The 24,917-nt window shown below is 65.8% G+C and carries 25 protein-coding genes and 1 tRNA gene; 14 read left to right on the forward strand and 12 right to left on the reverse strand.

Going from position 1 to position 24,917, the window contains the following annotated elements:
* Positions 1-32 precede the first annotated feature (32 nt).
* From GR167_RS03665 to GR167_RS03715, 11 genes are all read left to right on the forward strand, one after another.
* Positions 33-581 (forward strand): YceD family protein, encoded by a 549-nt coding sequence (locus GR167_RS03665; RefSeq protein ID WP_160972087.1) that lies wholly within the window; start codon positions 33-35, stop codon positions 579-581.
* A 146-nt stretch (positions 582-727) separates the two neighbouring features.
* Complete coding sequence (rpmF, locus tag GR167_RS03670; protein ID WP_058263232.1) at positions 728-934, forward strand: 50S ribosomal protein L32; 207 nt, start codon at positions 728-730, stop codon at positions 932-934.
* A gap of 27 nt (positions 935-961) precedes the next feature.
* On the forward strand, positions 962-2,068 hold the full coding sequence (gene plsX / locus GR167_RS03675) for a phosphate acyltransferase PlsX (RefSeq protein ID WP_160972088.1): 1,107 nt from the start codon (positions 962-964) through the stop codon (positions 2,066-2,068).
* Positions 2,065-3,039, forward strand: coding sequence for a beta-ketoacyl-ACP synthase III (locus GR167_RS03680; protein ID WP_160972089.1), 975 nt, complete (start codon positions 2,065-2,067; stop codon positions 3,037-3,039). Before plsX ends, GR167_RS03680 begins: the two co-directional genes overlap by 4 nt.
* A 98-nt stretch (positions 3,040-3,137) precedes the next feature.
* Complete coding sequence (gene ihfA / locus GR167_RS03685) at positions 3,138-3,446, forward strand: integration host factor subunit alpha (protein ID WP_160972090.1); 309 nt, start codon at positions 3,138-3,140, stop codon at positions 3,444-3,446.
* Positions 3,447-3,452: 6 nt separating this feature from the next.
* Positions 3,453-4,238: a MerR family transcriptional regulator gene (locus GR167_RS03690; protein ID WP_160972091.1), complete on the forward strand. Its 786-nt coding sequence runs from the start codon at positions 3,453-3,455 to the stop codon at positions 4,236-4,238.
* Positions 4,239-4,296: 58 nt separating this feature from the next.
* A tRNA-Pro gene (locus GR167_RS03695) sits at positions 4,297-4,373 on the forward strand.
* Positions 4,374-4,603: 230 nt separating this feature from the next.
* Positions 4,604-5,410 carry a crotonase/enoyl-CoA hydratase family protein gene (locus GR167_RS03700; RefSeq protein ID WP_160972092.1) on the forward strand — a complete coding sequence of 269 codons (807 nt, stop codon included), beginning with the start codon at positions 4,604-4,606 and terminating at the stop codon, positions 5,408-5,410.
* 217 nt (positions 5,411-5,627) lie between these two features.
* Positions 5,628-6,704, forward strand: a complete 1,077-nt coding sequence (locus GR167_RS03705; RefSeq protein ID WP_160972633.1) for a 2'-deoxycytidine 5'-triphosphate deaminase — start codon at positions 5,628-5,630, stop codon at positions 6,702-6,704.
* A gap of 18 nt (positions 6,705-6,722) precedes the next feature.
* A complete protein-coding gene (locus GR167_RS03710) occupies positions 6,723-7,349 on the forward strand; it encodes a M23 family metallopeptidase (RefSeq protein ID WP_160972093.1) in 627 nt (208 codons plus the stop codon).
* A gap of 79 nt (positions 7,350-7,428) precedes the next feature.
* Complete coding sequence (locus GR167_RS03715; RefSeq protein ID WP_160972094.1) at positions 7,429-8,601, forward strand: MFS transporter; 1,173 nt, start codon at positions 7,429-7,431, stop codon at positions 8,599-8,601.
* On the opposite strand, the gene GR167_RS03720 is transcribed toward GR167_RS03715, so the two are convergent.
* The 10 genes from GR167_RS03720 to GR167_RS03765 all read right to left on the reverse strand — a co-directional run bounded on the left by GR167_RS03720 (position 8,552) and on the right by GR167_RS03765 (position 19,935).
* A complete protein-coding gene (locus GR167_RS03720; protein ID WP_160972095.1) occupies positions 8,552-8,731 on the reverse strand; it encodes a hypothetical protein in 180 nt (59 codons plus the stop codon). The genes GR167_RS03715 and GR167_RS03720 overlap by 50 nt on opposite strands.
* Before the next feature lie 89 nt (positions 8,732-8,820).
* Positions 8,821-9,516 carry an SMC-Scp complex subunit ScpB gene (gene scpB, locus GR167_RS03725; protein WP_370741241.1) on the reverse strand — a complete coding sequence of 232 codons (696 nt, stop codon included), beginning with the start codon at positions 9,514-9,516 and terminating at the stop codon, positions 8,821-8,823.
* On the reverse strand, positions 9,500-10,312 hold the full coding sequence (locus GR167_RS03730; protein ID WP_160972096.1) for a segregation and condensation protein A: 813 nt from the start codon (positions 10,310-10,312) through the stop codon (positions 9,500-9,502). The genes scpB and GR167_RS03730 overlap by 17 nt, the downstream gene beginning before the upstream one ends.
* Positions 10,305-11,333 carry a beta-N-acetylhexosaminidase gene (gene nagZ, locus GR167_RS03735; protein ID WP_160972097.1) on the reverse strand — a complete coding sequence of 343 codons (1,029 nt, stop codon included), beginning with the start codon at positions 11,331-11,333 and terminating at the stop codon, positions 10,305-10,307. Before nagZ ends, GR167_RS03730 begins: the two co-directional genes overlap by 8 nt.
* Positions 11,309-12,220: an SPOR domain-containing protein gene (locus GR167_RS03740; RefSeq protein WP_160972098.1), complete on the reverse strand. Its 912-nt coding sequence runs from the start codon at positions 12,218-12,220 to the stop codon at positions 11,309-11,311. Before GR167_RS03740 ends, nagZ begins: the two co-directional genes overlap by 25 nt.
* A 68-nt stretch (positions 12,221-12,288) precedes the next feature.
* Positions 12,289-14,034, reverse strand: a complete 1,746-nt coding sequence (argS, locus tag GR167_RS03745; protein ID WP_160972099.1) for an arginine--tRNA ligase — start codon at positions 14,032-14,034, stop codon at positions 12,289-12,291.
* Positions 14,035-14,185: 151 nt separating this feature from the next.
* Positions 14,186-16,252 carry a TonB-dependent receptor domain-containing protein gene (locus GR167_RS03750; protein WP_160972100.1) on the reverse strand — a complete coding sequence of 689 codons (2,067 nt, stop codon included), beginning with the start codon at positions 16,250-16,252 and terminating at the stop codon, positions 14,186-14,188.
* Between the two features lie 91 nt (positions 16,253-16,343).
* Positions 16,344-16,742 carry a hypothetical protein gene (locus GR167_RS03755; RefSeq protein WP_160972101.1) on the reverse strand — a complete coding sequence of 133 codons (399 nt, stop codon included), beginning with the start codon at positions 16,740-16,742 and terminating at the stop codon, positions 16,344-16,346.
* A 166-nt stretch (positions 16,743-16,908) separates the two neighbouring features.
* Positions 16,909-18,744 carry a cation:proton antiporter gene (locus tag GR167_RS03760; protein WP_160972102.1) on the reverse strand — a complete coding sequence of 612 codons (1,836 nt, stop codon included), beginning with the start codon at positions 18,742-18,744 and terminating at the stop codon, positions 16,909-16,911.
* A gap of 3 nt (positions 18,745-18,747) precedes the next feature.
* Positions 18,748-19,935, reverse strand: coding sequence for a deoxyguanosinetriphosphate triphosphohydrolase (locus GR167_RS03765; RefSeq protein WP_160972103.1), 1,188 nt, complete (start codon positions 19,933-19,935; stop codon positions 18,748-18,750).
* An 80-nt stretch (positions 19,936-20,015) separates the two neighbouring features.
* Here GR167_RS03765 and GR167_RS03770 point away from each other — a divergent pair, with 80 nt between their 5' ends.
* Positions 20,016-20,339, forward strand: coding sequence for a HesB/IscA family protein (locus tag GR167_RS03770; protein WP_160972104.1), 324 nt, complete (start codon positions 20,016-20,018; stop codon positions 20,337-20,339).
* Positions 20,340-20,515: 176 nt separating this feature from the next.
* The gene (xth, locus tag GR167_RS03775; RefSeq protein WP_160972105.1) at positions 20,516-21,322 is read left to right on the forward strand and encodes an exodeoxyribonuclease III; all 807 of its coding nucleotides are present in this window, start codon (positions 20,516-20,518) and stop codon (positions 21,320-21,322) included.
* A gap of 19 nt (positions 21,323-21,341) precedes the next feature.
* Here xth and GR167_RS03780 read toward each other — a convergent pair whose 3' ends face one another.
* Positions 21,342-22,163: an AraC family transcriptional regulator gene (locus GR167_RS03780; RefSeq protein WP_160972106.1), complete on the reverse strand. Its 822-nt coding sequence runs from the start codon at positions 22,161-22,163 to the stop codon at positions 21,342-21,344.
* Between the two features lie 92 nt (positions 22,164-22,255).
* Here GR167_RS03780 and GR167_RS03785 point away from each other — a divergent pair, with 92 nt between their 5' ends.
* Entirely contained in the window at positions 22,256-23,632 is a 1,377-nt protein-coding gene (locus tag GR167_RS03785) for an SLC13 family permease (RefSeq protein WP_160972107.1), read from the forward strand.
* A gap of 41 nt (positions 23,633-23,673) precedes the next feature.
* Here GR167_RS03785 and GR167_RS03790 read toward each other — a convergent pair whose 3' ends face one another.
* Positions 23,674-24,843, reverse strand: coding sequence for an FAD-dependent monooxygenase (locus GR167_RS03790; protein ID WP_160972108.1), 1,170 nt, complete (start codon positions 24,841-24,843; stop codon positions 23,674-23,676).
* Between the last annotated feature and the right edge of the window lie 74 nt (positions 24,844-24,917).

The raw sequence follows: 24,917 nt of genomic DNA on the forward strand, positions 1-24,917 counted from the left end.
TTCCGGTTCAAGCAGAGGAAACCCGCCCGATCATGACAAGCCTGCCCAGCCACCCCCTGCGCGTCGCCGACCTGCCCACCACCCGCCCGACCCGGTTCGAACTGGTGCCGGACGAGGCCGCGCTTGCCGCCATCGCCCGGGAACTGGGGCTGGTCGAGCTGCGCAAGCTGCGTTTCAAGGGCGAGATTCGCGCCGAGGGGCGCGAGGATTGGCTGCTGAGTGCCGATCTGGGCGCGACGGTGGTGCAATCCTGCGTGGTCACTCTGGCCCCGGTGACCACGAGGATCGACGAAAAGATCACCCGGCGCTTTGTCGCGCAACTGCCCGAGGACGCGAGCGACGAAGACGAGGTGGAAATGCCCGAGGACGACACGCTGGAACCTTTGGGCAACGTGATCGACCCGGCCGCCATGATGATCGAATCCCTGTCGCTGGCGCTGCCGCTCTACCCGCGCGCCGAGGGCGCGGAACTGTCCGAGGCCCAGTTCACCGAACCGGGCAAAAAGGCGATGACCGACGAGGAAACCAAACCCTTTGCCGGGCTTGCCGCGCTGCGCGACAAGCTGGAAAAGAAAGACTGAAAAAAACACTTGCGCCTAAGCGGATTCGCAGTATTTTCCGGCGCTCATTCGAATTTTGGGTTGGACATGTCGGCACGGACCGAATATGAGCCACGAACCCACGTGAAACCGGGCCGCCTGCGCCCATAGGAAATTGAGGTTGTGACATGGCTGTCCAGCAGAACAAAGTATCCAAGTCGCGCCGTAACAACCGCCGCGCACATGACGCGCTGGTCGCGGCAAACCCCAACGAATGCCCGAACTGCGGCGAGCTGAAGCGCCCGCACCACGTTTGCGCATCCTGCGGCCACTACGCCGATCGTGAAGTCGTCGCCCTGGTTGACGAAATCGACCTGGACGAAGACGCGGCGTAACGCAAAACTCGGGGACCGGCGTCCGCAATGACCGCTTTGCAGGATCAATCCACGGCGGGTGCAGGGCGCACCATCATCTCCGTTGACGCCATGGGTGGCGACCGAGGACCGGCGGCAGTTGTCGCCGGTATTTCTCGTTCGGCCAAGAAGAACCCCGATATCGGCTTCATCCTGCACGGCCCCAAGGCCGAGCTGGAAAAGCTGGTCGCGCGCAAGAAGGCGCTTACCGGTCGGGTCGAGATTCGCGACGCCGAAGGCGTGGTCACGATGGAGGACAAACCGTCCCACGTGATGCGCCACGGCAAGGACACCTCGATGTGGTCGGCGCTGGAAGCGGTGCGTTCGGGCGACGCGGATGTCTGCGTGTCCTGCGGCAACACCGGCGCGCTGATGGCGCTGTCGATGGTGCGGCTGCGCAAGCTGCCCGGCGTCAACCGTCCTGCCATCGCAGTGCTGTGGCCGTCGCGCAATCCCCAAGGGTTCAACGTGATGCTGGATGTCGGCGCCGATGTGCGCGCCGATGAACGTGACCTGCTGCAATACGCGCTGATGGGGGCATCCTATGCCCGCAACGGCCTGGGGCTGGACAGGCCCCGCATCGGGCTGCTGAATGTCGGCACCGAGGAACACAAGGGCCGGGCCGAACTGAAGCTGGCCCATGACCTGATCAAGTCCAATGCCGACAATGCCGGATTCGATTTCGTCGGCTTCGTCGAGGGCGGCGATATTCCCGGCGACACCTGCGACGTGATCGTCACCGACGGTTTCACCGGCAATGTCGCGCTGAAGACCGGCGAAGGCACCGCCAGCCTGATCGGCGACCTGCTGAAGGAAGCCTTCCAGTATTCGCCCCTGTCGCGGCTGGCCTCGGTACTGGCCGTCACCTCGATGCAGCGCCTGAAGAAGCGGATCGACCCGCGCCGGGTCAATGGCGGGGTGTTCCTGGGACTGAACGGAACGGTGGTCAAATCGCACGGATCGGCCGATGCGACCGGTGTCGCGGCGGCAGTGAAGCTGGCCTTCCAGCTATCGCAATCGGGCTTTTCCCACAAACTGGCGGCACGGGTTGCATCTGCCCAGGAGCAGGTTCAAGATGGGTCCGCTGAGCAGTCCGAGAACGGTGAGAAAGAATGACAATACGCGCTGTTGTAAAAGGCGTTGGCCACTATCTGCCGGAACGTATCGTTCCCAACAGCGAGTTTGAAGAAACCCTCGACACCTCCGACGAATGGATCCGCACCCGTTCCGGGATCGAGCGGCGCCATTTCGCCGCCGAGGGGGAAACCACCTCGGATCTGGCGGTCAAGGCGGCGCGTGCGGCGCTGGACAATGCCGGGCTCGACCCCGACGACATCGACACGGTTCTGGTCGCCACCTCGACCCCGGACCTGACCTTCCCGTCCGTCGGCACCATGGTGCAGGAAAAGCTGGGCATGACCCGGGGCTTCGGCTTCGACGTGCAGGCGGTCTGCGCCGGATTCATCTTCGCGCTGACCAATGCCAATGCGCTGATCCTCGCCGGTCAGGCCAAGCGGGTGCTGGTGATCGGCGCGGAAACCTTCAGCCGGATCATGGACTGGACCGACCGGTCGACCTGCGTTCTGTTCGGCGACGGCGCCGGCGCGCTGGTACTGGAAGCCGAGGAGGCAGAAGGCACCAGTGACGATCGCGGCATCCTGGCCTCGGACCTGAATTCCGACGGACGCTTCCGCGACATGCTCTATGTCGATGGCGGCGTGTCCACTACCGGCACCTCGGGCAAGCTGCGGATGCAGGGCAACCCGCTGTTCCGCCAGGCGGTGGAAAAGCTGACCGCCACCGCCGAAGCGGCGCTGGAAAAGGCCGGGCTGAACGACGACGACGTCGACTGGATCGTGCCGCACCAGGCCAATATCCGCATCATCCAGGGCACCGCCAAGAAGATGGGCCTGTCGATGGACAACGTCATCGTGACCGTCCAGGACCACGGCAACACCTCGGCCGCATCGATTCCCCTGGCGATGTCGGTGGGCGTCGAACAGGGCAAGATCAAGAAGGGCGACCTGCTGGTTGCCGAAGCAATCGGCGGCGGGCTGGCCTGGGGCGCGGTGGTTCTGCGCTGGTAAGGTAAAAAGGGCCGTTTCAGCCCCTTCTTGCAAGCCATTGATATTGACTCGGAAAATACCTTACCTCATGTTTGACCAAACAATGGGGGGCTCCTGTGATGACTGGAAAGACTCTAACCCGGATGGATCTGAGCGAAGCGATCTTCCGCGAAGTCGGATTGTCGCGCAACGATTCCGCCCAACTGGTTGAAAGCGTGCTGAACCACATGTCCGACGCCCTGGTCGAGGGTGAGCAGGTCAAGATTTCGTCCTTCGGCACCTTCTCGGTCCGCGAAAAGGCCGCCCGCGTGGGCCGCAACCCCAAGACCGGGGAAGAGGTGCCGATCAACCCCCGCCGCGTCCTGACCTTCCGCCCGTCGCACCTGATGAAGGAACGGGTCGCCGCAGGAAACGCCAAAAAGGGATAAGCTCGGATGGCGAAATCGCCCGACGCTTTCCGCACCATCAGCGAAGTTGCCGAATGGCTGGACCGTCCGGCCCATGTGCTGCGCTTCTGGGAAAGCAAGTTCACTCAGATCAAACCGGTCAAGCGGGCCGGTGGCCGGCGCTATTACCGACCGCAGGACATGCTGCTGCTGGGTGGCATCAAGAAACTGCTGCATGACGACGGCATGACCATCAAGGGCGTCCAGAAACTGCTGCGCGAAAATGGCGTGCAGCATGTCGCCGCGCTGTCGCAGCCGCTGGACGGCGGCGAAACGATCGAGGCCGCCCCTGCCCCGCAGCCGGAAACGGCACCGATGGCGACGCCGGAAGCGGAGCCCACCGACAACCTCGTCGCCTTCAAGCGGCCGGACCCTGAACCTGCCCCGGCCAAGGCTCCGGCAAAGCCGAAACCCGCCGCCGAGCCGGAACAGGCCTCGCTGTTCGAATTCCCCCCTGCCGCGGAACCCGCCGCGGCGGAGCCGGTTGAGGATGCCAACGCAGAGGCCCCCGAAGCGGAAACCGCGCCGGAAGCGGCAGCGGAACCTGCACCCGAACCGGAAGCCGCGCCCGAGGAACAGGTTTCGGCCGAATCCGAGGAACAGCCCGCCGCAGAACAAGCGCCCGAAACGCCCGCCGCCGAGGCCCCTGCCCCCGGCATCCTGTCGCGCATCATGACCCGCCAGGCCAAGCTGCCCGGCGCCGATCTGGCCCCGATTCTGCAGCGGGTCCGGTCCCATGCCGATGCGCTTGGAAAAGCATCCCGCGACCGGTGAAGAAAATCGCGATTGCCCCTTGCCCCCGCCCTGAAAATCGCTATGAAGACCAAACCGTCGGGCTATAGCGCAGCCTGGTAGCGCGTCCGTCTGGGGGACGGAAGGTCGCAGGTTCGAGTCCTGCTAGCCCGACCAATTCTCCCCTCTATCACCCTTCATGAAAATCGCCTGCCAGCCCATCCCACGCCGGGAAGGGAACCCGTTCGTCCCGGTTCGTGCAGCCGCGTTCGCGACGCAACGTTTCTTGGCAAATCCGTCCATGCGGTCAATTTTCGCCTCTCCCCCCGCTTGATTCCACCCGCACTGTCGCGGATGGTCGGGCAACGGCGCCGCCCCGGCAGCGCCCCGAATGCACGGAGGAGAGCATGAGTAAAACCGTCGAAGATTTCGCCCTGGAAAACCTGGTGGTGACCATGGATGCCGATGGCATCACCACGGTCACGCTGAACCGCGCGGCCAAGCGCAACGCGCTGAACGCCGAAACCGTCGAGGAACTGATCGAGGTCTTTTCCAGCCTGCCCCGCATGGGCGCCCGCGCCGTGGTGCTGCGCGCCGAGGGCACCCATTTCTGCGCCGGGCTGGACCTGGTGGAACACCATCAGGAAGACCGCCGACCGGAAGAATTCATGCATCTGTGCCTGCGCTGGCACGAGGCCTTCAACAAGATGGAATATGGCGGGGTTCCGATCATCGCCGCGCTGAAGGGCGCCGTCGTAGGCGGCGGTCTGGAACTGGCGTCGTCCGCCCATATCCGGATCGCGGATCAAAGCACCTATTTCGCCCTGCCCGAAGGCCAGCGGGGCCTGTTCACCGGCGGCGGCGCGACGATCCGGGTGGCCGATCTGGTCGGCAAGGCGCGGATGATCGACATGATGCTGACCGGACGCATCTATGCCAAGGAAGAAGCGGTGCAGGTGGGGCTGGCGCAATACCTGGTCGAGGACAGCGAGGCCAAGGCCTATGAACTCGCCCGCGCGGCGGCGCAGAACCCGCCGCTGTCCAACTTCGCGATCTGCTCTGCCATCAGCCATATGCAGAACATGTCGGCGCTCGACGCGGCCTATGCCGAATCCGTGGTGGCGGGCATCGTGAACACCCAACCCGCCTCGCGCGGACGGCTGGAGGCGTTTGCCAACAAGACCGCGGCGCGGGTCAAGCCGGGCCAAGAGTAAGACCGAGGGGGCGAAATCTGACGCAGATTTCGCCCCGTTTTCCGTGCCGGAAAACGGCCCCGGCACCACGATCGCGACCGAATAACGAAATTCCGCAGGAATTTCGGGGCGTTTTCAGCGCCTGAAAACGTCTGGCGCGCAAGTTTCTGAGCTTTCCCTATTCCGCTCCCCGCCCCGGCTTTGCTAAGACAGGTCAATTGCAAAGGGGATGATCTTCATGACCGGCGTTTTGCCCAGCCAGGAATTGCAGCGGATGATCGCGGAGGGCCAGATCGCGGCCAGCCCCGATATCATTCCCGAACAGATCCAGCCCGCCAGCCTCGATCTGCGCCTCGGCACCCGCGCCTGGCGCGTGCGCGCCTCGTTCCTCGCCGGGCACGGCCGCACCGTGCAGGAACGGCTGGAAGAATTCGAAATGCACCAGATCGACCTCACCCAGGGGGCGGTTCTGGAAAAGGGCTGCGTCTATGTCGTGCCGCTGATGGAGCTCCTGGACCTGCCCGAGGGTATCCAGGCGGTGGCGAACGCCAAAAGCTCCACCGGGCGGCTGGACCTGCTGACCCGCACCATCACCGACGGGGGCGAGGAATTCGACCGCATCCAGCCCGGCTACAAAGGCCCGCTTTACGCCGAGATCTGCCCGCGCTCCTTCTCCGTTCTGGTGCGCCCCGGTATGCGGCTGAACCAGATCCGCTTCCGCGCCGGTCAGGCGGTGCTGAGCGATGACGAGTTGCGCGCCCTGCACGCTGAAACCCCGCTGGTCGACGGCGAGGCGGTGATCGATGAGGGCCTCGGCTTCTCGGTCGATCTGAAACCCGCCGAGGGCACGCTGGTCGGCTATCGTGCGAAACCCCATACCGGGGTGATCGACCTGGACCGGATCGGCGAATACGACCCGGCGGAATACTGGGAAGAGGTGCGGACGCAAAACGGCCAGATCATCCTCGACCCCGGCGCCTTCTACATCCTGGTCAGCCGCGAAGCGGTGCATATCCCGCCCGAATACGCCGCCGAAATGGCACCCTACCTGGCGATGGTGGGCGAATTCCGCGTCCATTACGCGGGCTTCTTCGACCCCGGTTTCGGCCATGCGGCGGCGGGCGGCGCAGGATCGCGCGGCGTGCTGGAGGTACGCTGCCACGAAGCACCCTTCGTGCTGGAACATGGGCAAGTGGTGGGCCGCCTGGTCTATGAAAAGATGGCCGAGGTTCCGCAGCAGCTCTACGGGTCCGGCATCGCCTCGAATTACCAGGGTCAGGGGCTGAAACTGTCGAAACATTTCCGCGCCCCCTGAGCGGAAACGGGAGAGGCCATGAAGTATCACAGCGCCGCGACGATTGCCTGCCTCTCCCTACTGGCCCTGTCGGGCTGCTCCACGCCCCCCGACGGCTCTTCGGCCCCCTACAGCGCCTATACGACGGCGCGGATCGACGTGATCATGCCGCCCAACGCGCCCCCCGTGGGGCAGCAGTTCCGCCGCATCCCGGACAGCCGCGATACCGGCGGTCAGGGCGGCAATCACCTAGGCATGGACGTGCTGGCGCCGCGCGGCACCCCGGTCGTGGCTGCTGCAAGCGGTGTCGTGACCGCCTCCTTTTACGAACCGGCCTATGGCAACCGGGTGGAAATCAGCCACGGAACCGATGCCCAAGGACGCCAGATCATCACACGGTCGGTGCATCTGGATGCACGGACGGTCGCCAAGGGCGATCACGTCAGCCGCGGCCAGCAGATCGGCCGCGTGGGATCGACCGGGGCGCTGGCGGGGGCTCTCAACCACCTGCATTTCGAGGTCCACCGCACGGATGCCCAATCGGCCGAAGCGGTCGATCCGCATCTCTACTGGGCCGACGGTGTTGGCCGGGTGACCTGTTTCGACGCCGCCCGCGCCCTGCCCGACACGCCGGTGCGGCTGACCTATCCGCTGCGCTGCCACTGATCCATTCCGCAGCGTCACCCGCCGCCCCGTCAGGTTCCGCTTTCCCAAGCCCCCGCGAAGGCGCTATCGCTGGGGCAAGATGCTGACACGCCCCATCCCCCTTCTGACCGCCACCATCGGCGTTGTCGGCGCCAATTCGCTGGTGCTGCCGCCCATTGCGACCGTCGTGGCGCAGGATCTGGGCGCGCAGCCCGGCGACATCATCCAGGCGATGGGCGCCTATGGCGCGGGCACCGCTTTGTCGGCGCTGGTGCTGGCCCCGCGCGCCGATCTGATCGGCGCCGACAAGGCGCTGCGGCAGGCCTGCCTGCTGCTGATCCTGTCGCTGATCCTGTCGGCGTTGGCCCCGGTTGTCGCGGTGCTGCTGATCGCCCATGCCATCGCCGGGCTGGGCGCGGGCATGGCCCTGCCCGCGATCTATTCGCTGGCCGCGCAGGTGGGACCTGTGGGGCGGGAAAAGCAGACCATCGGCACGGTGCTGACCGGCTGGACGCTCAGCCTTGTGGGCGGCGTGGTGCTGGCCGCGTCGCTGGCAGATATCGCCGGATGGCGCAGCGTCTACACGCTGATGGCGGGGGTGACCGGTGCGATCTGGCTTCTGCTGGGGCGCTGCGACATGCGGGTGACGATGACCGCAACCGCCCCCACCTCGCCGCTGACCGGGCTGCGGGTGCCGGGCATCACACGGGGGCTGTTTTCCAACGCGATGCTGATGCTGGGTTTCTTCGGCGCCTACAGCTTCATGGGGCCGCATGTGGTCGACACGCTGGAAATGACCACCTCGGCCGCCGGGTTGGTCACTTTCGCCTATGGCAGCGGTTTCGGGCTGGCGGTGTTTCTGGACCGGTTCGTCGACCGGATGCCCGCGCGACGAGCGACGCTGCTGGGTTTTGCCGGGCTGTTGGTGTCCTATACCGCTATGGCGCTGAGCGCGTCGCAGTTCGGGCTGCTGCTGGCCGCCGCCTTCCTTTGGGGGATCTTCCAGCATTTCGGGCTGAACGCGGTGGTGGCGCGGCTGACGGCGCTGGACCCGAAACAGCGCGGCGCGATCATGGGGCTGAATTCGGCTTCGACCTATCTGTGCGTGCTGGGCGGCGCGATGGTGTTCCGCTTCCCGTTCGAAGCGGCGGGGCTGTCCGCCTGCCTGGGCGTCTCGGCGCTCTGCGCCGCGCTGGCCTGTATCGAGGCGATCCTGCCCTGCCCTACTTGTTCAGACGGCGCGCCATCCGGGCGGCCTGACGCGCGCGCCTGACGCCCTGCTGCGCCTGCTTGCCCTGTGCACCACCGCCGGCCAGCTTGTTCACACCCGCATTGACGCCCTTGTTGACGAATTTGCGGACGACCTGGCGGATGATCATGTTGATCAGTTGGTTGGCGTTCATGGGGCTCTCCTGCGCTCGTTTCCCGAGGATATAGGCGAAAATTGTGCCAATTTAAGGGCATCCCGCTGACGGGCGGTAACCTGTCCGGCTCAATCCTCGAACATCTCGCCCTGGCCCATTTCTTCGCCGCCCTCTTCTTCTTCCTCGCCCTCGACCACCGTCGGCATCGCGCCGGGCGGCGGGCGGTTGTCCAGCAGACCGGCGGCGCGCAATTCCTTCAGTCCCGGCAGATCGCGGGCGTTTTCCAGCCCGAACTGATCGAGGAATTCCTGCGTCACCACGAAGGTCACCGGCCGCCCCGGCGTCATCCGGCGACGGCCAAACCGGATCCATTCCATTTCCAGCAGCTGGTCCACCGTGCCCCGACTGACCGACACGCCGCGAATTTCCTCGATCTCGGCGCGGGTGACCGGTTGGTGATAGGCGATGATCGCCAGCGTTTCGATGGCGGCGCGCGACAGCTTGCGCACCTCGACGGTTTCCTTCTGCATCAGGAAGCCGAGGTCGGCAGCGGTGCGGATCGCCCAGGCATCGCCCACCTTGACCACATGCACGCCGCGCCCCTCGTAGCGCTTGCGCAGATGCACCAAAGCCTCGGCGGCATCGCAGCCATGCGGCATCCGGTCTTCCAGCTCCTTCACGCTCAGCGGTTCGGCCGAGGCAAACAGCATCGCTTCGACCATGCGTTCCTGTTCGCCCATCGGCGGCGCTTCGAACAGGCTTTCTTCCTGTTCCACGACCTGCTCTTCCGGACGGTCCGACATTTCCTCAACCATTGCGCTCATCTTCCCTTCTGCGCAGTTCGATCGGTTCGAACGTGCCGCCCTGCCGCAGGTACACCTTGCCTTCCTTGGCCAGCTCCAGCGACGCCGCGAAGGTTGCGGCGGCGGCCGAGCGGCGCTTGACCGGATCGGTTTCCCAACCGGCCGGAATATAGCTGCTGATATCGGTCCAGGTGCCGGCGAACCCGATCAGCCCGCGCATCCGTTCCAGCGCCTGTTCCATCGTGTAAACCGAATCCCGGTCCATCACGAAGGGGCGGAATTCGTCGCGGGTACGGATACGCGCATAGCCCTGCATAAGGTCCAACAGCGTCGCCGTGTAGGTCACCCGCTTGACCCGCTCGACCCCTTCGGGCAGCCCGCGCACGAAGAAATCCTTGCCCTTCTGATCGCGCGCCATCAGTTGCGCCGCAGCATCGCGCATCGCCTGCAGCCGTTCCAGCTGGAACGCCAGGTGAGCGGCCAGTTCTTCGCCCGAAGGCCCTTCCTCGGTCGGATCGGGCGGCAGCAGCAGCCGCGATTTCAGGAAGGCCAGCCAGGCCGCCATCACCAGGTAATCGGCGGCCAGTTCGATCCTCAGCGCCTTGGCCTTCTCGACGAAGGCCAGGTATTGTTCCGCCAGTTGCAGGATGGAAATCTTGCGCAGGTCGACCTTCTGGGTGCGCGACAGCATCAGCAACAGGTCAAGCGGCCCCTCGAACCCGTCGACATCGACGATCAGGGCCTCCGCCGCCATTCGTTCGGCGACGCTCTGTTCTTCCTGCTTGTCTTCTTCGAAGTCGAATTCGTCCTCAGCCATGCCCGCGCCCGTTCAACAGCGCGTCCAGCTTGGCCCTGAGGGCGAGAATGTCAACCTCGGTGGGGTCGTGGCGGGCCAGGATGGCGCGTTCGGCCCGCACCTGCCCGGCGTCGGACAGAAGCCCCGAGGCCTCGGCCACCTTGCGTTTTTCGTCGAGGCTACCGTTGCAATGCAGAACCACGTCGCAGCCCGCCGCGATCGCGTCACGCGACAGATCGGCCAGATCGCCGCTCAGCGCCTTCATCGAAATATCGTCGGTCATGATCAGCCCGTCGAAGCCGATCTCGTCGCGGATCAGGTCCATCATCACCGGCGACAAGGTGGCGGGGCGGGTGTCGATCCGGTCGTAAACCAGATGCGCGGTCATCCCCATCGGCAGGTCGTTCAACGCCCGGAACGGGGCGAAATCGCTGCGGATCAGATCATCGCGCGGGGCGGACACCACCGGCAGGTCCAAGTGGCTGTCCGCGACCGCGCGTCCATGGCCGGGAATGTGCTTGACCACCGGCAGCACGCCGCCATCCAGCAGACCATCCGCCACCGCGCGGCCCAGTTTCGCCACGGTGCCCGCATCAAACCCGTAGCAGCGGTTTTGCAAAAACGGATGGGTGTCGGGGGTCGCCACGTCGACCAGGGGCGCGCAATTGCTGTCCACCCCCACCGCGCGCAGTTCATCCGCGATGATGCGGTAGCGCAGATACATCGCCTCCGCCGCATCCTCCCCGGCCGCCTGCGAGTGATCCAGAGGCGGCAACCATTCGGTGCCCAGGGGCGGGCGCAGCCGCTGCACCCGGCCGCCTTCCTGGTCGATGGTGATCGGCGCCTCGCGCCCCACCGCATCGCGCAGGTCGGCGCACAGCGCACGGATCTGATCGGCGCTTTCGATATTGCGGGCGAACAGGATGAAACCGAACGGGTCGGCATCGCGGAAGAACCGCTTTTCCTCCGCGCTCAGCCGCAGCCCCAGCGGATCGAGGATGGTTGCGCCGAAATTGCTCACTTGGTGGTGACCGGGATGCATTCGGCCTTTTCGGCCACCAGCGCCGAACAGAACCGGCGCGCTTCGCTGAGATCGGCAAAGCCATGCGCCCGCAGCCGGTAGAAGGTGCGCCCGCCGCTTTCGGCCTTCTGGATCACCCGTTGCTTGTCTTCCATGAATTCGCCGAAGCGGGCCGCCATGCGGTCCCATTCCTTGCGCGCCACCTCGGCGCTGTCATAGGCGCCGAGCTGGGCCAGGCGGGTGCCGGGGGCAAGCGTCGCCGGATCGACATCGATGCCCAAAGCCGCCGCCGTCGCCGCCGGATCGACCGACGCCACCTGCCGCCCGCCCGCCGGACGCAGCTTGGGCCGCAGCGAGGTGGCCAGACCGGCCCTGGGAGCGGCAGCAACCGCTGCGGGTTCGGGGGTGTCTTCAGGCTCGGCCGCAGCGTCCTGCGGTTCCGCGACAGCGCTCAACGGCTTGGCACCGTCGGTCAGGTCCTTGACCAGCGCCTCGACGGAAGTTTTCACCACCTGTTCGGGGGATGCATCGTCGGGCGCGGTCAGCTTGATCAGGTTCAGCTTGGCGGTCGGGCTGTCCTCATCGGTCAGGTCCACCGGGCGCGGCGCAAGGATCAGCCGGTCGGCGGGCTTTTCCGCCACACCGATCGCCGCGACCTTGTTCACCGCCAACCCCTGGTTTTCCGCCGGCGCGCCGCCCGGGTCCTCGGGCATCACCCGCATCGGGCCTTCTGCGGCGCGCACCACCGGCACACCGCTGACGTCGCGCATTACCAGCTTGTAGCCCCAGACGCCGACGCCCACGACCAGCGCCAGCGATACTGCGGCCCCGGCCCAGTTGGTGATCGTCGCGATGGATTTGCCCTTTGCGGGCGCTGCTTCGCGCCCGTCTGCCTGTATATCCGCCATACTCGCCTCTCGTGCCGGCGGGGCGTCCCCCGTCGTTTAGCTGCTCATCACGATCCGGCGGTGGTGCGTTAGCGCATCTCTTCCACCGGAGTTACGCCCAGAATACCAAGACCGGCGGAAATAACAACGGCCACGGCACGGGCCAGCGCGATTTTCGCCTGGCTGGCCGCTTCGTCGTCATCCTGCAGGAAGCGCAGCGACATGTCTTCGTTGCCGCGGTTCCACAGCGAATGGAAATCGCTGGCCAGCTCATAAAGGTAGAAGGCGACCCGGTGCGGCTCATTGTGGCGCGCGGCGATTTCCACCAGGCGCGGCCATTCCGACAGCTTCTTGGCGACGTTCAGTTCCGCCTCGTGGCTCAGGTTCGACAGGTCGGCCGCCGCCAGGGTGGCGTCGTCATGCGCGATGCCCGCCTCGGCCGCCTTGCGCAGCACCGAACAGATCCGGGCATTGGCGTATTGCACGTAGAAGACCGGGTTGTCCTTGGACTGTTCCAGCACCTTGTCGAAATCGAAATCCAAGGGCGCGTCGTTCTTGCGGGTCAGCATGTGGAACCGGGTCACGTCGGCACCCACCTGTTCGACCACGTCGCGCAGGGTGACGAAGGTCCCTGCCCGTTTCGACATCTTGAACGGTTCGCCGTTCTTGTAGAGCTTCACCAGCTGGATCAGCTTGATGTCGAGCGGCACACGGTTTTCCGACAACGCCGCGACGGCGGCCTTCATCCGCTTGACGTAACCGCCGTGATCGGCGCCGAACACGTCGATCAGCATGTCGAAGCCGCGTTCCACCTTGGTCCAGTGATAGGCGATATCGGGGGCGAAATAGGTCCAGGCGCCGTCCGATTTCTTCACCGGGCGGTCGACGTCGTCGCCATATTCGGTCGATTTGAACAGGGTCTGTTCGCGTTCTTCCCAATCCTCGGGCAGCTTGCCCTTTGGCGGCTCCAGCACGCCTTCATAGATCAGGCCGAGGTTTTCCAACCGCTCCAGCGCCGCCTCGATCTGGCCGGTGCCGTAAAGCGATTTCTCCGAGTAGTAGACATCCATCGTGACGCCCAGGCTGGCCAGGTCTTCGCGGATCATCGCCATCATTTCCTCGGTGGCGAAATCGCGGATCTCGACCAGCCATTCGGCCTCGGGCTTGTCCAGCAGGGTCGGCCCATACTTTTCCTTCAGCGCCTCGCCGACCGGGATCAGGTAGTCGCCCGGGTAAAGCCCCTCGGCAATCTCGGGTTCCAGCCCGTTGGCTTCGCGGTAGCGTTCAAAGGCCGAGCGCGCCAGCACGTCGACCTGCGCGCCGCCGTCGTTGATGTAATATTCGCGGGTGACGTCGTAGCCCGCATAATCCAGCAGCGCGGCCAGCGCGTCGCCGAACACCGCACCACGGGTATGGCCCACATGCATCGGGCCGGTCGGGTTGGCCGAGACGAATTCGACGTTGACCTTCTTGCCCTGCCCCAGAACGGACCGGCCATAGGTAGTGCCATCGGTCAGCGCAGTCTTGACGATGCCCTGCCACAGCGACGGATCGAGCCGCAGGTTCAGGAAACCGGGGCCTGCCACCTCGGCGCTGGTGATGCGCGGATCGGCGGCCAGCTTCTCGGCCAGCTTCTCGGCGATGTCGCGCGGCTTCATCTTGGCGGGCTTGGCCAGAACCATCGCGGCGTTGGTCGCCATGTCCCCATGCGCGGCATCACGTGGCGGTTCCACTGCCACATTGGCGAAATCCAGCCCTTCGGGCAGATCGCCCGCCTGGGTCATCTGGTCCAGCATGTCCAGCACCAGCGCGCGGATATCGGAGAACAGGTTCATCGGTCTACATCCTTTCAGCTTGGCCGGGGTTTAACACGGCAAGGCGAAAGGTCAACGGGACAGTTGCGCAAGGCCCCTGCCGCCCGCGACCGGGAAAGGCGAAGGCGCGCCACCTTTCGGCGGCGCGCCCTCTTTTGGCATCAAGTGGCGATCAGAACCGGGCTTCCAGTTTTACATAGAAGGTCCGGCCCGGTTCGTTCACCTGGACCAGGGTCGGGTCATAGCTGTTCGACCGGCTCAGGTGGTTGGCGTAGGTTTCGTCCATGACGTTGTCCACGCCCGCCAGCAGGACCGCGTTCTTCGACACTTCGTAGCTGCTGAACAGGTCCAGCGTGACATAGCCCGGCGTCACGCCCGGATCGCGGGACGGATCGATCCGATCCTGTTCCATCGCCCAGTTCACCCGGCCCCCGGCGCGCCATGCATCCTGACCGTAGGACATGGTGATCTTGCCCTGCAGCGGCGGGATCTGCGCCAGCGGGCGGTCGTCGGTGCGGTTCTGGCCGTAGGTCCAGGTCATGTCGCCCAGAACCTGCCAGCCGCCATTTTCCCACGCCCCGGACAGTTCGACGCCCTTCAGGTCGGCGCTGACATTGCGATAGGTGGTCACGCCCGGCACCGAGAACGCATCGCGCAGGATGTAATCGTCGACCCGGTCGACATAGGCGGTGGCGTTGAAGCTCCAGTTGGCGCGCACGGTTTCATAGCCGATATCGACCTGGGTGTGCTTCTCGGGATCGATGTCGGGGTTGCCGACCCAGTTGGCGCGGGCCATCGCCCGTTCGTTGGCATCCGCGGTACGCACCGAGCGCGACACGCCGAAGAACACGGTCGAGGCGGCGTCGAGTTCATATTCCAGCCGGGCCAGGCCGCTGAAATTATGTTCCTCGCGCGCCTCGTCGAAGGTGGTGCCGTATTGCGCGGTGTAGTAATCGTTGGCCGACATCGTCGCCATCATCGAACTGGGCACCACATCCGCCATGCCGGCGGTTGCGCGGACATAATCGTAACGCGCGCCGAGCTTCAGCACGGTGCGGTCGTTCAGATCGGTTTCGGTTTCACCGTAAAGCCCGGTCTGCGCGATGGTCACGTCGGGCCAGGTCAGCGCCACCTGGCGCGACGGATCATAGGCTTCGATCAGCGCGATCGGGCCCATGAACCCCTCTGCGAAGCGGTTGTTCGACAGGTGATCGACGCCGATCTTCGCGCGGGTGCGGCCGAAATCCAGCTGCGCCTCGATCTTGCCGCCCCAGGTGTCCGAGGTGGTCGGCGCGATCATCCCCATCATCGCCGACGGGTCGCGCAGCGAATAGTTGTCCATCACGTGATCGACATTGCTCTGATAGAGGTTGCCCTCGATCCGGCGCAGCGCGCCCTGGTTCAGGTCGATGCCGCCGCGCAGACGGATCGTGTTGGTTTCCGACAGCGGGCTGTCCATCCCGGCCCCGGCGAACAGCACGTCCTCGGCCCGGTCGCGTTCCAGATCCAGCGCCAGGTCCAGCCCGTTGCGGTCATAGCCGAAGGTCAGGCCGGCGGTTTTCTGGGTATAGGCGCTGCGGATCTCGTTGCCATCGCCATCTTCGTAATTGTCGGCGGTGCGGACTTCGCCCGAACCTTCGACATAGAATCCGTGGCCCAGGTCATAGCTGAACGAACCACCCATTTCGCGGGTGTTCGAATTCGAGCTGAGACCGGTGCGAATTTCCGCCTCCCAGCGTTTGCCGTCCTCGAATTCGGGGGCTTCGCGTTCCAGGATCACGGTGCCGCCGCTGCCGCCCGGCCCGTAGGTCACGCTGGCATAGCCACGCTCGACGATGATCTTGTCGGCGCTGGCGACGTTGGCGATGGTGGCGGGCGGGTCCATCCGGTTCGGACAGCCGCCGAAGGTGAAGGAGCCGGCATCGATGATGTTGAGCTGGTTCTGCGACTGGCCGCGGATCACCAGTTCCAGCCCGTGACCGCCCATGCGGCCCGCCGTGACGCCGGGAACCGTGGACAGCAGCGCGCCGCCATCGGCGGCGGGGGTGCTCATCTGCCCCGTCGGGGTGAATTCATAGGACGAGGCGCCCGCCACGGGTCGATCGGTCTTCACGACGATTTCGCCGAGATCGGCATCGATGGCCAGGGGGGTGTCAGCGTCCTGCGCAAGCGCGACGGTGGAAAGGCTGCCAAGCAGCAGGGCGGTCGCGCTCAGGCGGACCGGGAAATGGGTATACATGTTCTGTCCCTAAGATTTGTCTTGTCGATTGGATGGGCCAATGGTCCGGCGGTTGCCGGCCATGCGATGCCCAGGTTTTCAGATCAGAAAATCAGAGAGAGGCAGGGGGCGCCCGGATCGCGTTCGGGCGCTGGTGCCGAAGGTCGTCGGGAAGGTCGAAGGCGGTGGACCGGCCGATTTCGCTCGGCTTCCGGTCCAGCGCGACGGGAAGGCATTCCGGGGCCTCGGTGAACGCCGCGAGCCCGATGATGCAGAACGGGCACTTGGTGACGACTTCCTCGCCGGAACCTTCGGTGATCGTCCCGTCGGTCGGGTCATAGGTGACCGTGCGCATGCCGCCCGCGCCGCAGATGACGATCTGAATGCCGTCGCCGGACGCCGCGGCCTGAACCGGGAAGAATGCCAGGGAAACCTGCAGGGTCAGCAGGAACGACAGGAAAAGCGTGCCGAGGCCGCGCCTTGTCTTCCCTATTGCCCTTCGTTCTCCCATGCGGGCTTAGTTCCGGAAAGCGGGCTGTTTGGCAAGCATTAAAAGCGCACGGTTTCCGATTTTATCCGATCGGAATGCGGGACGCGGCGGGGTTAGGGGGCCCTGCCCCCTCTGCGCCTGCGGCGCATTCACCCCCGAGGTATTTGAGCCAAGATGAAAGCCCGGCTCAGGCCTGGCCCTGCGGCTTGGGCTTGGCGGGGGCGAAGTAGAGCAATTGCACGCCGTCGCCGCCTTTGAGGCTGCTGTCTTCGCGTGGGAAGCGCAACTCGCCATTTGGATAGATCGCCACGATCAGCACCGCGTCGGGCCGGTCGTCGCGCCAGGTGTCCAGCCCGTATTCCTCGCTCAGCGTGGTGGTGCGGAAGTCCCATCCGGCACGGGCCAGCGCCTGCAATTCGTCATAGTGGCGGCCCTGCGCGAAAACGCGACCGCCCAGGGTGGCGGGCAGCGCATGGCGGGCTTGGCTTTCCTTGGCCCGCGCCAGCTGGAACACGTTGTCGCGGCCGTATTCCGGTGCCAGGTCGGTGGTGACCAGCGTGTTGTAAGCATCGTTGTCGGTCAGCGCCACGAGCCGCGCATATTGCGCCAGTTCGATATTGTGTTCGGCCGCCTCCGACAGGATGTCGCCGAAGAAGGTGGGCAGGCCCAGCTGGCGCGCCGCGCGCAGCCGGCCGCGGTTGGGATCGGCCAGCAGCACCTGAACGCCCGCCTTGTGCAGCGCCTCGGCCAGCGCCGTGGACCATTTTGAGCCGCCCACCAGCAGCACGCCGGGCGTGTCGGCCCCGGCCAGGCCAAGCGCCTGCGCCAGCGGTTTCAGGGTGAAGCCGTGCAAAACCACGGTCACCGCGACCAAAGCGAAGGCCAGCGGCGCCACCAGCGCGCCGTCCTCGATGCCCATCGCCGCCAGCCGTTCACCGAACAGCCCCGCAACCGCGACCAGGACCACGCCGCGCGGGCCGGTCAGCGCGATCAGCAGCTTTTCGCGCCACGGCAGCCCGGTGCCGATCAGCGAGATCAGCACCGTCAGCGGCCGCGCCAGCCCGATCACCAGCCCCACGAACAGCGCCGCGCGCCAGGTCAACTGCCCCAGCATGTCGAAATCGAGCGAGGCGGCGAGCAGGATGAAGACGCCGGAGACCAGCAAAACGGTCGCGTGTTCCTTGAAACGCCGGATTTCGGCGTAGGACGGCAATTCGGCATTGGCGATCACCACCCCCATGAGGGTCACCGCCAGCAACCCGCTTTCGTGCAGCATGGTGTCGGACAGGGCGAAGGCGGCGATCAGGGTCACGAACAGCACCGGCACCTTCATGTATTCCGGCACCAGCCCGCGCTTGAACGCCGCCGCCAACCCGTATCCCGCCGCAGCACCCAGCACCGTGGCAAAGGCAATGCCAAGGATCAGCTCCTGCGCGGCGTGACCGGCAGAGGCGGCGGTTTGCCGGACCATGACCACTTCGAAGGCCAGCACGGCGGCCAGCGCGCCGATGGGATCGTTGATGATCGCTTCCCATTGCAGCAGGGCGGCGGGGCGGCGAGACAGTTTCGCCTGGCGCAGCAAGGGCGCGATCACGGTAGGGCCGGTGACGATCATGATGCCGCCGAACACGGCCGCAGTTTCCCAGCCGAGCCCGGCGCCATAGCGCAGCGCCAGCGCCGAAGACAGCCAGCCCAAGGGCGCGCCGATGAAGACCAGCCGCCGCACCCCCTTGGCCGCGTCGCGCAGCTTGTGCAGGTTCAGGGTCAGCCCGCCCTCGAACAGGATGATCGCCACGGCCAGCGACACGATGGGCGCCACCAGCGGCCCGATATCGCGCGCCGGGTCCAGCAGGCCCGTGACCGGCCCGGCCAGCACCCCGGCCAGCAGCATCAGCACGATGGCGGGCAATTGCATCCGCCATGCGATGAATTGCGCGCCCACGCCCAGGACGCCGACGAGCGCGATGGCGGTGATCGGGGTCAGCCCCGCCTCGGCCCCCGTGATCGCCCCGGCAATTGCCATACCCTACCCGCCCCGTTGCGGCGGCGTGGCACGGCGCCCGGCGGGGATCGCGCTGCGCCCGGTCAGCCGTTCGTATTCCTGCAGCGCGTAACGGTCGGTCATGCCCGCGATGTAATCGGACACGATCCGCGCCAGCGCCGTTTCATCCTGCGCCTCTTCCACCGACTTGCGCCATTGCTTGGGCAGCAGCGTGGGATCGTCCATCAGCATCGGGAACAGTTGCTGGATCAGTTCGGTCACGTAGCTGCGGATTTCCACCACTTCCGGCGCCCGGTACATGCGGTGGAACAGGAATTCGCGGATCACCTTGAGCTGCGCCCACAGATCGGGCGAAAACTGCACCATCATGCGCCCGGCGTCACGGATATCCTGCGCCGATCCCGGGTTCAGATCGGCCAGGTTGCGGCGCGACACGTCGATCACGTCCTCGACCAGCACGCCGAAGAAGCGGCGCAAAGCCTCGTGCCGGCGGCGGTAGTAATTCAGCCCGGGATATTTGCGGTCGACCTCGGCGAAACAATCCTTGAGGATCGGCATCTCGGCCAGCTCATCGGTCGAAAACAACTCGGCCCGCAACCCGTCATGCAAGTCGTGATTGTTATAGGCGATGTCGTCGGACAGGGCGGCCACCTGCGCCTCGGCGCTGGCATGGGTGTGCAGTTCCAGGTCGAAAGCGGCATTGCATTCGGCCAGCGCCCAGGGGATGTCGCCGGTCACCGGGCCGTTATGCTTGGCGATCCCTTCCAGCGTTTCCCAGGTCAGGTTCAGCCCGTCCCATTCGGCGTAATGCCGTTCCAGTGCGGTGACGATGCGGATCGCCTGCGCGTTGTGATCGAAACCGCCATAGGGCGCCATCAGCTCGGCCAGAGCATCCTCGCCGGTATGACCGAAGGGCGTGTGGCCCAGATCGTGCGCCAGCGCCACCGCCTCGGTCAGTTCGGGGTTCAGCCCCAGCGTGCCGCAGATCGTGCGGGCCACCTGCGCCACCTCGATCGAATGGGTCAGCCGGGTGCGGAAATAATCGCCTTCGTGTTCGATGAACACTTGCGTCTTGTGCTTCAGCCGCCGGAAGCTGCTGGCGTGGATGATACGGTCTCGATCCCTTTGAAAACATGACCGGAATGCGCTTTCTTCTTCCGGGTAGAGCCTGCCGCGGCTGGCCTTGGGGTCGGATGCGTAGGGGGCTGTCATAGGGAAAACGGGTCCTTGTCGCCTGTGCCTGCCGAACTTATATTCTTCATGTAACGCGACGATACAGTTTGGAGCCCCAAATGCAACTTCCCCCCAAGGTGACCCAACGCGCCTTTGAACGGCTGGCCGAAATCGGCGCCGCCGACCAGGGTCAGGCCCTGCGCGTCGCGGTGGAAGGCGGCGGTTGTTCCGGGTTCCAATACGATATCCGGCTGGACGCGCCCGCCGAGGACGACCTGGTGCTGGAAGGCGCCGGTGAAAAGGTCGTGGTGGACGCCGTGTCGCTGCCTTTCCTGACCGGTGCGACCATCGATTTCAGCGAGGAACTGATCGGCGCGCGTTTCGTGATCGAAAATCCCAACGCGACCTCGTCTTGCGGCTGCGGGACGTCGTTTTCGATGTAAGCCCGCTTTCATCGCTCCTTAAAATCCCAGATCATCTTGATGCGGCGGGCCCGGCCTGCCGCCGCCGCGACGGCGATCAGCGGGAAGTTTCCTCCGCCGCTCGCCGAAACCGCGCCTCACCGCTTGCACCCGCTGCCCGCTTACGGGCATAGAGGCGGGGCAGAAGGAGGCCGGCTATGAAGATCGCAACGTTCAACATCAACGGGATCAAGGCGCGGGTGAACGCGCTGAGCGACTGGCTCGACGAAGCCCAGCCCGACGTGGCGCTGCTGCAGGAAATCAAGTCGGTCGACGAAGCCTTCCCGCGCGAGATTTTCGAGGACAAGGGCTATAACGTCGAAACCCACGGCCAGAAAAGCTTCAACGGCGTGGCGATCCTGTCGAAACTGCCGCTGGAAGACGTGCGGCGGGGCCTGCCGGGTGACGACAGCGACGAACAGGCGCGCTGGATCGAGGCGACGGTGGTGGGCAAGCAGGCGGTCCGCCTCTGCGGGCTCTACCTGCCCAACGGCAACCCGGTGGAATTGCAGGACGACGGCACCCCGGTGCCGGACGGCAAATACGATTACAAGCTGCGCTGGATGGACCGGCTCTATGCCCGCGCGCAGGAACTTCTGGCCGATGAAATGCCGGCGCTGATGGCGGGCGATTACAACATCATCCCGCAGGCCGAGGACGCCCGCCGCCCCGAGGCGTGGTTGGAAGATGCGCTGTTCCGGCCCGAAAGCCGCGCCGCGTTCCGCCGCATCCTCAACCTTGGCTTCACCGAGGCGTTCCGCGCCCGCACCCGGGGGCCCGGTCACTATTCCTTCTGGGATTACCAGGCCGGAAGCTGGAACCGCGACGACGGCATCCGCATCGACCATTTCCTGCTGACCCCGCAATGCGCCGACCTGCTGCTGGATTGCCAGATCGACAAGGACGTGCGCGGACGGGAAAAACCGTCGGACCACGTGCCGGTCTGGGTCGAGCTGGACGCCTGAGGCGCCGCCGCCCCGCCGGTCAGTTCCGTTTGCGCCATTCCGATGGCGTCATCCCGAAATGGCGCCGGAAGGCGGCGACGAAGGCGCTTGGGCTGGAATAGCCCAGCCGGGCTGCCAGGACCGTGCTGCCCTGCCCCATCTGCAATCCCTCAAGCGCCAGCATGAAGCGCATGCGGTCGCGCCAGTCGCGCCAGCTCAGCCCGGTTTCGGCCGGGAACAGGCGGCTCAGGGTGCGTTCGCTCGACCCCGCCAGTTCAGCCAGCCGCGCCAGCCCCTGCGCGTCCTCGGGATGGGCCAGCAGGTGATCCATCACCGCCACCAGCCGCGGGTCGCGCCCGCCGGGCAACCGCAGGTCGGGGCGTTCCAGTTGCGTCATCTCGTCCAGCGCCACCCAGCCAAGGCGGCGGCGCTGCGCCGGGGAAAGCCGTTCGCCCGCCCCCGGCGCCAGCCTGCGCGCGATGCCGCGCAGAAGCGGCGTGGCGCGCACCACCGTCGGCCGGTCGGGCAGACCGCTGCGGGCGGCATAGCGCGGGTGGAGATAGAAATTCTGCAGTTCGATCGCGCTGCCCACCGTCAACTGGTGACGCAGACCGGAGGGGATCCAGATGCCGTGACGATCCGGGATGAACCAAGTGTCATCACCGACCTCGAGCCGCATCACCCCGTCGAAACACAACGCCAGCTGGGCCCGCGGGTGTGCGTGCGGCTGCACGGAAACGCCCGCCTCGCGCTGGCCCGCCCAGGCCAGCAGCGGCTGACGGGCATCGCCCAGATCGCCCAGCGGCATCGGCGGATGCATCTTCTTACGCTGCTTTGGCGGAAATTCGACATCTTTTGTCATTTTGTCGTTCTCGCACATCTCGGCGCCGGCCGCTAGGCCTGCCCGTGGATTTTCAGGCCCCGCGCCTGCGCAACTCGGGAGAACGCAAAGACATGTCCTATTTCCGTCAGGCCGTTGTCGGTCTCGTCCTGCTTCTGTCCGCCTGGATCGCCCTGGCGATGCCTGCCGGGATGGATCAGGATCAGGCGCTGACCTTCGGTATCGTGCTGATCACGCTCAGCCTTTGGGCCACCGGGTTGGTGCCGGGCTATGTCGCCTCGACCTTCTTCTTCGCCGCTCTTCTGCTGGGCGGCTTCGCGACGCCCGACATCGTCTTTTCAGGCTTCACCTCGACCGCGATGTGGCTGATCGTGGCGGGTTTCGTAATCGGGTCGGCGATCACGATTTCGGGCCTGGGCGCGCGGATGGGCAGCCTGGCGCGGCCGCATCTGTCGAAAAGCTACCCGATGCTGATCGGCGGGCTAATGGTGCTGGGCATGGCTATGGGGTTCGTGATGCCGTCTTCGATGGGGCGCGCGGCGGTGCTGGTGCCGGTGGGCATGGCGCTGGCCGATGCCTTCGGGTTCGAAAAGGGATCGCGCGGGCGCACCGGCGTGGCGGTGATCATCGCGTTTGGCACCAACATGCCCAGCTTTGCCATCCTGCCCTCGAACATCCCCAACGTGGTGCTGTCGGGCATGGCCGAGCGGCTGCTGGACATGCATTTCAGCTATGCCGATTACCTGCTGCTGCATTACCCGGTGCTGGGGATCGTCAAGTCGGCGATCATCGTGGCGCTGGTGCTGGTCTTCTTCCCCGCCCGGATCGAAACCCGCGACTACAAGCCCTCCGAGGGTCAGAAGACATCGGCCCGGCGCCAATTCGCTCTGCTGGCGGTGCTGCTGGTGACGCTGGGCTTCTGGGCGACAGACCAGATCCACGGCATCAACGCCGCCTGGATCGGGCTGGCGACCTCGCTGGTGCTGATGGTGCCGCAATTCGGTTTCGTGCCGCCGCCCGCGTTCAAATCCTCGGTCGATTTCAGCATGCTGCTGTTCGTGTCGGGCGCTTTGGCGCTTGGCGCGGTGGTCAACTCCACCGGGCTGGGCGAAATCGTCGCCCGCGAAGTGACGGCGCTGCTGCCGCTGACCGAGGGGCGGGATTTCCTGAACTTCGCGTCGCTGTCGCTGCTGGGCGCGGCCACCTCGATCTTCACCACCATGCCGGGGGTGCCGGCGGTGCTGACGCCGCTGGCCGGGGAACTGTCGCAAGCTACCGGGTTTTCGCAGCACGCGGTGCTGATGACGCAGGTGATCGGCTTCTCGACGGTGATCTTCCCCTATCAGGTCGGGCCGCTGATCGTCGCCATGGGGCTGGCGGGCGAATCCACCCGGCCGCTGTTGCGGATGACGCTGGCGCTCAGCCTGGTGACCCTGCTGGTGCTGATCCCGCTCGACTATCTTTGGTGGAAACTGCTTGGGGTGATCTGACCCCACCGCACAAGGGCTGAGGGCGGGACACCGCCCTCGGCTCATCGTGGCGCGGTTTCGTCGTGGCCGTAGATCCAGTCGAACTGGTGCAGCATGGCCGAGGGCGCCATCACCCCGCCGATCCTCAGCGCGGTATGGGCGGCGAAGCGTAGCGGCCCGCTGCGCAGGTGGTATTTCCAGGCATTGCCGGTGGCGGCGTTGATCACCCGGCGGGCGCGCGCCGCGCGGCGGGCCTGATACCCGGCCAATCCGGCGGCGATACTGTCGGTCGCAGACAGCTCATCGGCCAGCGCCCAGGCGTCTTCCAGCGCCATCGAGGCGCCCTGCGCCAGGAACGGCAGCGTCGGATGCGCCGCATCGCCCAGAAGCGCGCAATTGCCGCCCTGCCAGATGCGGGCGACGGGATGGCGGAACAGCCCCCACAGGTGCACTTCCTCGACGCGGGCCAGCATATCCTGCACCTCACCGCCGAAATCGGCGAAGGCGGCGCGCAGGTTGGCGGGATCGTCGCGGAAATTCCAGCCCTCTTCGGTCCAGTTTTTACGTTCCTGCACCGCCACCAGGTTCAGCGCCGATCCGCCGCGCAGCGGATAGCTGACCATGTGACGCCCCGGCCCCATATGGACCCAGGCTTCGGCCGTGCGGCAATCGGTGTTGGGGATGGTGGCGCGCCAGGCGGTCTGCCCGGTGAAGCGCGGCGCGTCGGCGCCGTTGAGTTCCGGGCGCAGGCGCGAATGCAACCCGTCGGCCCCGATGATGACATCGGCCTCGATCACCGTGCCGTTGCCGACATGGGCGCGCGGGCGCTCGCCCGGCTCGACCCGGGTGACCTGCTGCAACAGCCGCAGCTTGACGCCCGCATCGCGCGCGCCGCGCGCCAGCAACCCGATCAGGTCAGCGCGGTGCACAAAATAGTAATGGCGATTCTCCAGCCGCCCGAGGTCGAGGCGCAGCACCTCGCCCTTGCGGTAATCGCGCAGGCTGATCGCATCGGCCCGCACCGCACCTGCGGCCAGCTCATCGCCCAGCCCAAGCGCGTCGAGCACCGCAAAGCCGTTCGGGCTGACCTGCAGCCCCGCGCCGACTTCGGTGATCGCCTCGGCCTGTTCCAGCAGCGTGACGGAGGCCCCGCGCAGCGCCAGGGCCCGCGCCGCCGCCAGCCCGCCGATGCCGCCGCCGATCACCAGAATGTTCAGTCCAATCACGCTCATCCGTTTGCCCGATAAGAAAAAACGCCGGGACCGGGGCCCCGACGTCCTATGCTTTTACGCCCGACACCGCGCGA

The sequence above is a fragment of the Thalassovita mangrovi genome (assembly GCF_009857745.1).
Taxonomy (GTDB): Bacteria; Pseudomonadota; Alphaproteobacteria; order Rhodobacterales; family Rhodobacteraceae; genus Thalassobius; species Thalassobius mangrovi.

What these genes read in the sequence shown, in the direction of transcription:
- GR167_RS03715 (WP_160972094.1), top strand. Translation starts at nt 7,429, where the DNA reads ATGCTGACACGCCCCATCCCCCTTCTGACCGCCACCATCGGCGTTGTC.
- GR167_RS03665 (WP_160972087.1), top strand. Translation starts at nt 33, where the DNA reads ATGACAAGCCTGCCCAGCCACCCCCTGCGCGTCGCCGACCTGCCCACC.
- GR167_RS03740 (WP_160972098.1), bottom strand. Translation starts at nt 12,220, where the DNA reads ATGGCGGATATACAGGCAGACGGGCGCGAAGCAGCGCCCGCAAAGGGC.
- scpB (WP_370741241.1), bottom strand. Translation starts at nt 9,516, where the DNA reads ATGAGCGCAATGGTTGAGGAAATGTCGGACCGTCCGGAAGAGCAGGTC.
- plsX (WP_160972088.1), top strand. Translation starts at nt 962, where the DNA reads ATGACCGCTTTGCAGGATCAATCCACGGCGGGTGCAGGGCGCACCATC.
- GR167_RS03710 (WP_160972093.1), top strand. Translation starts at nt 6,723, where the DNA reads ATGAAGTATCACAGCGCCGCGACGATTGCCTGCCTCTCCCTACTGGCC.
- rpmF (WP_058263232.1), top strand. Translation starts at nt 728, where the DNA reads ATGGCTGTCCAGCAGAACAAAGTATCCAAGTCGCGCCGTAACAACCGC.
- GR167_RS03760 (WP_160972102.1), bottom strand. Translation starts at nt 18,744, where the DNA reads ATGGCAATTGCCGGGGCGATCACGGGGGCCGAGGCGGGGCTGACCCCG.
- ihfA (WP_160972090.1), top strand. Translation starts at nt 3,138, where the DNA reads ATGACTGGAAAGACTCTAACCCGGATGGATCTGAGCGAAGCGATCTTC.
- GR167_RS03680 (WP_160972089.1), top strand. Translation starts at nt 2,065, where the DNA reads ATGACAATACGCGCTGTTGTAAAAGGCGTTGGCCACTATCTGCCGGAA.
- GR167_RS03785 (WP_160972107.1), top strand. Translation starts at nt 22,256, where the DNA reads ATGTCCTATTTCCGTCAGGCCGTTGTCGGTCTCGTCCTGCTTCTGTCC.
- GR167_RS03765 (WP_160972103.1), bottom strand. Translation starts at nt 19,935, where the DNA reads ATGACAGCCCCCTACGCATCCGACCCCAAGGCCAGCCGCGGCAGGCTC.
- xth (WP_160972105.1), top strand. Translation starts at nt 20,516, where the DNA reads ATGAAGATCGCAACGTTCAACATCAACGGGATCAAGGCGCGGGTGAAC.
- GR167_RS03690 (WP_160972091.1), top strand. Translation starts at nt 3,453, where the DNA reads ATGGCGAAATCGCCCGACGCTTTCCGCACCATCAGCGAAGTTGCCGAA.
- argS (WP_160972099.1), bottom strand. Translation starts at nt 14,034, where the DNA reads ATGAACCTGTTCTCCGATATCCGCGCGCTGGTGCTGGACATGCTGGAC.
- nagZ (WP_160972097.1), bottom strand. Translation starts at nt 11,333, where the DNA reads ATGCATCCCGGTCACCACCAAGTGAGCAATTTCGGCGCAACCATCCTC.
- GR167_RS03720 (WP_160972095.1), bottom strand. Translation starts at nt 8,731, where the DNA reads ATGAACGCCAACCAACTGATCAACATGATCATCCGCCAGGTCGTCCGC.
- GR167_RS03780 (WP_160972106.1), bottom strand. Translation starts at nt 22,163, where the DNA reads ATGACAAAAGATGTCGAATTTCCGCCAAAGCAGCGTAAGAAGATGCAT.
- GR167_RS03730 (WP_160972096.1), bottom strand. Translation starts at nt 10,312, where the DNA reads ATGGCTGAGGACGAATTCGACTTCGAAGAAGACAAGCAGGAAGAACAG.
- GR167_RS03700 (WP_160972092.1), top strand. Translation starts at nt 4,604, where the DNA reads ATGAGTAAAACCGTCGAAGATTTCGCCCTGGAAAACCTGGTGGTGACC.
- GR167_RS03705 (WP_160972633.1), top strand. Translation starts at nt 5,628, where the DNA reads ATGACCGGCGTTTTGCCCAGCCAGGAATTGCAGCGGATGATCGCGGAG.
- GR167_RS03790 (WP_160972108.1), bottom strand. Translation starts at nt 24,843, where the DNA reads ATGAGCGTGATTGGACTGAACATTCTGGTGATCGGCGGCGGCATCGGC.
- GR167_RS03750 (WP_160972100.1), bottom strand. Translation starts at nt 16,252, where the DNA reads ATGTATACCCATTTCCCGGTCCGCCTGAGCGCGACCGCCCTGCTGCTT.
- GR167_RS03770 (WP_160972104.1), top strand. Translation starts at nt 20,016, where the DNA reads ATGCAACTTCCCCCCAAGGTGACCCAACGCGCCTTTGAACGGCTGGCC.
- GR167_RS03755 (WP_160972101.1), bottom strand. Translation starts at nt 16,742, where the DNA reads ATGGGAGAACGAAGGGCAATAGGGAAGACAAGGCGCGGCCTCGGCACG.